The sequence below is a fragment of the Stenotrophomonas capsici genome, assembly GCF_034961085.1.
GTDB classification, from domain to species: Bacteria; Pseudomonadota; Gammaproteobacteria; order Xanthomonadales; family Xanthomonadaceae; genus Stenotrophomonas; species Stenotrophomonas capsici.
Window position 1 is genome coordinate 1,440 of sequence record NZ_JAYFUH010000257.1, and the last position, 6,466, is coordinate 7,905.

The following is a 6,466-nucleotide window of genomic DNA, read 5'->3' on the forward strand; positions in this document are numbered from 1 at the left end:
CCAGCCCGAGCAGGGCCAGCACGGCGATATGGATGACGACGTCGGCCAGCCGTTCCAGCACGCGCTGGAAGCCCGTCGTCACCGTGGTTTCGTTGGTATCAGACATCGTGGCGCGGTCCTCAGGCGAAGTCGCGGATGCGACGGTGCAGCGCGGCGATGTCCGCCTGCTTCAGGTAGTCGCGCAGCAGCGGTGCCGCCGCTTCGCGGAAGGCCGGCATGTCCACCGCATTGGCTTTCACGCCGTAGGCCAGCACCGCTTCGCGCGCCTTGTCCTCGGAGGCATCCCACTCCCTGCGCATCACCTGCACCGACTGCCGCGCCAGCTCCAGCAGCAGTTGCCGGTCGGCCGGGGACAGCGCGTCCAGGCTGCGGCGCGACATCAGCAGGATGTCCGGCGCATACGAATGCTGGCTCTCGGACCAGTAGTGCGCCGCCTCGAAATGGCGGCTGGAGTGGAAGCTGCGCATGTTGTTCTCGGCGCCGTCGATCATGTGCGTCTCCATGCCGGAGAACGTGTCGCCCAGCGACATCGGCGTCGGGTTCGCCCCGAACATGCGCATCAGCTGCAGGAAGATGTCCGAGCTGGCCACGCGCAGCTTCAACCCGTGCAGGTCGCCGGGTTCGACGATCGGGTGCTTGGTGTTGTAGAAGCTGCGCGCACCGGAGTCATAGACCGCCAGGCCGACCAGCCCGCGGCTCTCGAAGCCGCGCAGCACCGCATCGCCGACGCCACCGTCCAGCGCACGCCGCATGTGCTGCACCGAGTCGAACACGTACGGCAGGCACAGGGCCCGGGTCAGCGGGAAGGCATTGTTCAACGCGCCGGAGTACACGCGGGTGATGTCGATGGCACCGAAGCGGGCCATGTCGATCGCCTCGGACTCGCGGCCGAGCTGGCCGGAGTGGTACTGGTTCAGGCGCAGCCGGCCGCCGGTCTGCTGCTCCAGCTGCTGGCCGATCCACTTCACCGCCGTGACCGTCGGATAGTCGGCCACGTGCACGTCGCTGGCGGTCAGCACCTGCCCGCCTCCCGGCGCGCCCTTGCCACCCGCGCCGCAGGCAGCCAGCATCGGCGCGGCCAGCGCGCCCAGACTGGTAGTGAGAAAACCTCGTCGAGTAACCATTGCGCCCTCCCGCGCGTGATGGATGGTGCCGCGGTATCACCCGGCGGGTACGGCCCTGCACGAAATCTCGCCGCAACCGGCGAAGCGGATCAATGCCTGCTGGCCCACGCCGATGTCATGGATGCCAGTGGCATTGCCGGTGGCGATCAGCTCGCCCTTCTTCAACGGCCGGCCACGCTTGGCCGAACGCGACAACGCGAAGGCGTAGGCCGCGCGCAGGCCACCGGGCAGGTGGGTGGCACCACCGGTACCGACCACCGCGCCATCGATCAGGGTTTCCGCGCGCAGGTCCGGTTCGTCACGCCGGGTCCAGTCCGGAATCTCCGCGCCGAGCACCAGCCCGTTGTTGTTGCCGAAGTCGGACACCACCACGCGCGGCCCCAGGATATTGATCGTCGCCAGCGGGCTGCTGGCCACTTCCACACCGATGAACAGGCGGGCCGGCAGCGCCTCGGCCTCTTCCGGGGTCCAGTCGAGCTTGTCCGCCGGCGCGTCGGCCTCCAGCTGCAGCACGTACTCGGCCTCCACCGCGGCAAAGCCGCCGGCGGCCGAAAACACCGGGATATCCACGATGGCACCGGTAGCATTCCAGAGATTGCGCTGGAAAATCGGGCCCAGCAGACGCTCGTCGCCGGAGCCATCACGGCGCTCGGCCGCGATGTAGCCCACCTTCCAGCCCACCACCACGTCGTCCCAGCGGCCGATGGCCAGGTCCTGCACGCGGTAGGCAGTCACCAGATCATCCGGGATCGTGCCGGGAAAATCCGGAAGCGAACGTCCCTGGCGGCGGGCTTCCACAAAACTGCGGGCAATGTCGTCCAGCCCGGTATCCGACGGGTGCTGACTGCCTGGGTCGTTGCTCAAGTGACTCTCCTGATGTCTTTGTTGCACTGCCAATCGACAGTTGCCTGGCTGGCTGTATAAGGTAAACCGGTGTCATCTGACAATGTGCAGTGCACCAGAAGCGACGATCCCCTGCCATGCCGGATCCAACATGCTCCCACACACAATACGTAATCTTCTGTATTTAAAGGCTTTTTATCTTTTCATGCTGCCCGCCCCGCTATTCGCCCAGAGCACGCTGGACGGCGAGCCGCCCGTGGGTTCGGCCGACCGCATCGCGCTGTGGCCGGATGGATTGGCACCGGGGGACAAGCCATTGCACTCGCCGCGTCGCATCGTCGAACGCAGCGCCGACCCTGCCCTGCCGGACCGCTACATCGACCACGTCAGCACGCCCTATCTGGTCGTCCATCGCCCGGCACGGCCCAATGGCGACGCGCTGCTGGTCATCCCCGGCGGCGGCTACCAGCGTGTCGTGCTCGACAAGGAAGGCACCGCGCTGGTGCCGGCCTTCACCGAACAGGGCGGCACCACCTTGTTCGTGCTGCGCTACCGCCTGCCAGGCGAGGGCCGTGCGGACCGCGAAGCCGCGCTGGCCGACGCGCAGCGTGCACTGCGGCTGATCCGTCACCGGGCTGGCGAGTGGGGTATCCGCCCGCACCGCATCGGCGTGATGGGCTTCTCCGCCGGCGGTCACCTCGCCGCACGGCTGGGCACCGGCTTCGATGCATCCGTCTATCCGCCCACCGACGCCATCGACGGAGAGAGCGCGCGCCCGGACTACCAGCTGCTGGTCTATCCGGTCATCGACATGCACGGTCCCGACACGCATGCCGGTTCGCGCCAGCGCCTGCTCGGTGACACCCCGTCCCCCGAATTGCTGCAGCGCTACTCGATGCAGACCCGGGTACGCGCGGACACGCCGCCGACCTTCCTGTTGCACGCCGGCGATGACGATGTGGTCCCGGTTGGCAACAGCCTGCTGTTCTACCAGGCGCTGCGCACGGCCGGTGTCACCACCGAGCTGCACCTGTTCCCGCACGGCGGCCACGGCTTCGGTGTCCGCGGCACCGCCGGCCTGACCAGCGCGGCCTGGCCACGCCTGGCGCTGGACTGGATCACCTCGCTCCCCCCGCCACCCCGCACCGCCCCCTGAATCCCTCTCCGATGGAGAGAGGGGTTGGGGTGGGGCCGTCGTCTCCCTCCATCACCCGCCGACCATGACCCAGCCACCCAGCAATTCCCATCGTCGCCAGTTCCTCCAGCACGCCGGCCTGCTCACCGCCGGCATCGGTTTGGCCACCGCCCACACCGCTGGCTGGGCGCGCACCGGCAATGCGCCCATCGCCCGCACGCGCAGCGGCCGCATTGCGGGCCAGACTGAAGGCGGCATCCATGTCTTCCGTGGTATTCCCTACGGTGCCGACACTGCTCCACGCCGGTTCCAGCCAGCCCTGCAGGAGTCGGCCTGGAGTGGCGTCCGCGATGCGCTGGCCTACGGCCCGGCCGCCCCTCAGGCCGGGAATGAAGGCCCGGGCAGCGAAGACTGCCTGTACCTCAATGTCTGGACCCCGGCACTGCGCGATGGCGGCAAGCGCCCGGTGCTGTTCTATATCCATGGCGGCGCCTACAACAACGGCTCCGGCAGCGACCCGCTGTATGACGGCGGCAACCTGTGCCGGCGTGGCGACGTGGTGGTGGTCACCGTCAACCATCGCCTCAACCTGTTCGGCTATCTGCACCTGGCCCAGCTCGGCGGCCCTGCCCTGGCCGACTCCGGCAACGTCGGCCAGCTCGACCTGGTCCAGGCCCTGCACTGGGTCCGCCAGCATGCGGCCGAGTTCGGCGGTGACGCCGACAACATCACGGTATTCGGCCAGTCCGGTGGCGGCGCCAAGATCGCCACCCTGATGGCCATGCCGGCGGCCAACGGGCTGTTCCATCGTGCCTGGACGATGAGCGGACAACAGGTCACCGCCGCCGGCCCACGCGCCGCCACCCAGCGTGCGCGGCTGGTCCTGGAGCATTTCAAGCTCGGCGATGCCGACGCACTGCGCCAGCTGCCGATGCAGCAGCTGCTGGAAGCGGTGAAACTCCGCGATCCCTCGCGCGTGGAGAGCACCGGCCTGTACGTCGGCCCGGTGCTGGACGCACGCAACCTGCCCGCGCACCCGTTCTGGCCACAGGCACCGGCGCAGTCGGCCGCCATTCCCATGGTCATCGGCAACACCCACGACGAAACCCGCGCCTTCCTCGGTAATGACCCGGCCAACCACACGTTGAGCTGGGAAGCGCTCCCGGCCAGGTTGGAAGCCCAGCAATACGTCGACCTGCTGCCGACGGTCGTCATCGCCGAATACCGCCGCCTGTATCCGCACTACACGCCCTCGGAGATATTCTTCGCCGCCACCACCGCCGGCCGTTCCTGGCGCGGTGCGATCGAGGAGCTCGAAGCCCGCGCCCGCCAGGGTGCCCCCACCTGGGCCTATCAACTGGACTGGTACGACCGCGGTGGCGACGCCGCGCACCTGCGCGCCTTCCATACCCTCGACATCCCGCTGGTATTCCACAACCTGCAGCAGCCCGGCTCACGCACCGGCAGCGGCCTGGAGGCCCAGCGCGTCGCCGACACGATGAGCGACGCCCTGCTCGCCTTCGCCCGTCACGGCGATCCCAACCACCCCGGCCTGCCGCACTGGGAGCCCTACGCACTCGATCGTCGCCAGACCCTGCAGTTCGACGCCAGCAGCCACCTCGGCGACGACCCGCGCGGCGGCGAGCGCAGACTCTACGCGCAAGCCCCGTTCATTCAGCGCGGTACGTTCTGACGCCCCGAATCCCCGCCACAATCAGCTAAACCCATCCCTCCCCCGCAAGCGGGAGAGGGTGCGATTCAACAGCCCTCATCACAACCGGCGAAACCCATCCCTCTCCCGCAAGCGGGAGAGGGTGCCCGAAGGGCGGGTGAGGGCGCCTTTGCCTCGCTCTTCATCAAGCGCCCGACCACGAACAGCGCACCCAACCGCATCCGCTGCAGCCCAACAATTCACGGCCACCGCCAACCACTGACAACGGAATCTTTACCGCCCTCGCCTAGACTGCGGGCATGACGTTGGATACTTCGCACTACCCCGATTTTCCCGGCCGTCAGCATCTGCTCGATGGCATCGACGCCGCCCTGCAGGCCGGAAACACGTCTGCAACCGTCATCCAGGTGCAGCGCGTGCTGGAACGGGCCATCAACGATCCACGCATCAGCCTGCCGCCCGTCATCCACAATCCGATCAACGATCACTACGCCCGCCGCGAGCTTTATCGCAGCCCGAGGCATGGCTACAGCATCATCGCCATGACCTGGGGCCCGGGACAGGGCACACCACTGCACGATCACGACGGCCTGTGGTGCGTCGAAGGTGTCTGGCGCGGCGACCTGGACATCACCCCGTACCAGCTCATCGAGCACCAGCAAGAGCGGTTCCGCTTCAGTCCCCGCCAATGCCTGCGCGGCACCCGCGGCAGCGCCGGCAACCTGATCCCGCCCGACGAGTTCCACACCCTGCGCAACGCCAGCAGCGACGCCATCGCCGTCTCGGTCCACGTCTATCAACGCGCCATGGATCGCAGCCACGTTTTCGAAGCCATCGCCGACAAACCCGGCTGGTACCAGCGCCAAGCCCGCGCGCTCTCCCTCGACACCTCCCCGTAGACGCGCGCCCCGGGGTCACCCGCGGTCCATCGCCTTTGGGTAGGAGCGCCCTCGGGCGCGGAGCCGGCGCCCGAGCAGCACTCCGCACCAATGTACCCACGCGTATCACCCGCTCCAGCCATCCCCGCTGCCGGGGAGCCAAATCCCAGCCTCGCGCCCGCGGGCGCACGTTCCGGGCGCGCCAACCGACGATGTTTCGGGCAAAGAAAAAGCCCACTGCGGCGGCAGCGGGCTTTTGGTTTAAAACCTGGCGATGACCTACTCTCGCACGGCTTGAGCCGCACTACCATCGGCGCAGCTGCGTTTCACTTCCGAGTTCGGGATGGGATCGGGTGGTGCCACAGCGCTGATTTCACCAGGAAAGCGGCAGGAGCAGCGCGTTGCGCCGGCTCGAAGACGTTTCCCTTTGGGGAAGGCAAGCAAATGGACCTGCTTACATATAAAGAACAAACCCCTGCAGCGCGGGCTGCAGGGGTTTGGGAATAAAACCTTGGCGATGACCTACTCTCGCACAGCTTGAGCTGCACTACCATCGGCGCAGCTGCGTTTCACTTCCGAGTTCGGGATGGGATCGGGTGGTTCCACAGCGCTAATTTCACCAAGGAGACGGTTGGGACGTCGCCATCCAAGAAAACGGATGAGGCGCCAGTCTCGCAGAGGTCTTGTGACGTAGCGTGCACTTGGATCTATCGACATGTCATGTCGGCCAAGGCAACTTGAGGTTATATGGTCAAGCCGCACGGATCATTAGTATCAGTTAGCTCAATGCATTGCTGCACTTACACACCTGACC

General features: G+C 67.0%; 5 protein-coding genes and 2 rRNA genes. 3 read left to right on the top strand and 4 right to left on the bottom strand.

What is annotated here, in order from left to right; all coding sequences use genetic code 11:
• Positions 1 to 119 precede the first annotated feature (119 nt).
• Positions 120 to 1,124, bottom strand: coding sequence for a TRAP transporter substrate-binding protein (locus tag VA603_RS18365; protein ID WP_323439690.1), 1,005 nt, complete (start codon positions 1,122 to 1,124; stop codon positions 120 to 122).
• Positions 1,125 to 1,160: 36 nt separating this feature from the next.
• Positions 1,161 to 1,988: a 2-keto-4-pentenoate hydratase gene (locus VA603_RS18370; protein ID WP_323439691.1), complete on the bottom strand. Its 828-nt coding sequence runs from the start codon at positions 1,986 to 1,988 to the stop codon at positions 1,161 to 1,163.
• An 82-nt stretch (positions 1,989 to 2,070) separates the two neighbouring features.
• Between VA603_RS18370 and VA603_RS18375 the strand changes: the two genes are divergently transcribed.
• The 3 genes from VA603_RS18375 to VA603_RS18385 all read left to right on the top strand — a co-directional run bounded on the left by VA603_RS18375 (position 2,071) and on the right by VA603_RS18385 (position 5,673).
• Complete coding sequence (locus VA603_RS18375) at positions 2,071 to 3,123, top strand: alpha/beta hydrolase (protein WP_425603748.1); 1,053 nt, start codon at positions 2,071 to 2,073, stop codon at positions 3,121 to 3,123.
• Positions 3,124 to 3,187: 64 nt separating this feature from the next.
• Entirely contained in the window at positions 3,188 to 4,795 is a 1,608-nt protein-coding gene (locus VA603_RS18380) for a carboxylesterase/lipase family protein (protein ID WP_323439693.1), read from the top strand.
• Between the two features lie 278 nt (positions 4,796 to 5,073).
• Positions 5,074 to 5,673: a cysteine dioxygenase family protein gene (locus tag VA603_RS18385; protein ID WP_323439694.1), complete on the top strand. Its 600-nt coding sequence runs from the start codon at positions 5,074 to 5,076 to the stop codon at positions 5,671 to 5,673.
• Positions 5,674 to 5,918: 245 nt separating this feature from the next.
• Here VA603_RS18385 and rrf (VA603_RS18390) read toward each other — a convergent pair.
• Both rrf (VA603_RS18390) and rrf (VA603_RS18395) read right to left on the bottom strand, forming a co-directional pair.
• Positions 5,919 to 6,033 (bottom strand): 5S ribosomal RNA (gene rrf / locus VA603_RS18390).
• Between the two features lie 128 nt (positions 6,034 to 6,161).
• Positions 6,162 to 6,276: ribosomal RNA gene (rrf, locus tag VA603_RS18395) — 5S ribosomal RNA — on the bottom strand.
• Positions 6,277 to 6,466: the final 190 nt, after the last annotated feature.

Excerpts from the sequence above, each read along its gene's own strand:
- VA603_RS18375 (WP_425603748.1), top strand. The coding sequence starts at position 2,071 with ATGTGCAGTGCACCAGAAGCGACGATCCCCTGCCATGCCGGATCCAAC.
- VA603_RS18385 (WP_323439694.1), top strand. The coding sequence starts at position 5,074 with ATGACGTTGGATACTTCGCACTACCCCGATTTTCCCGGCCGTCAGCAT.
- VA603_RS18380 (WP_323439693.1), top strand. The coding sequence starts at position 3,188 with ATGACCCAGCCACCCAGCAATTCCCATCGTCGCCAGTTCCTCCAGCAC.
- VA603_RS18365 (WP_323439690.1), bottom strand. The coding sequence starts at position 1,124 with ATGGTTACTCGACGAGGTTTTCTCACTACCAGTCTGGGCGCGCTGGCC.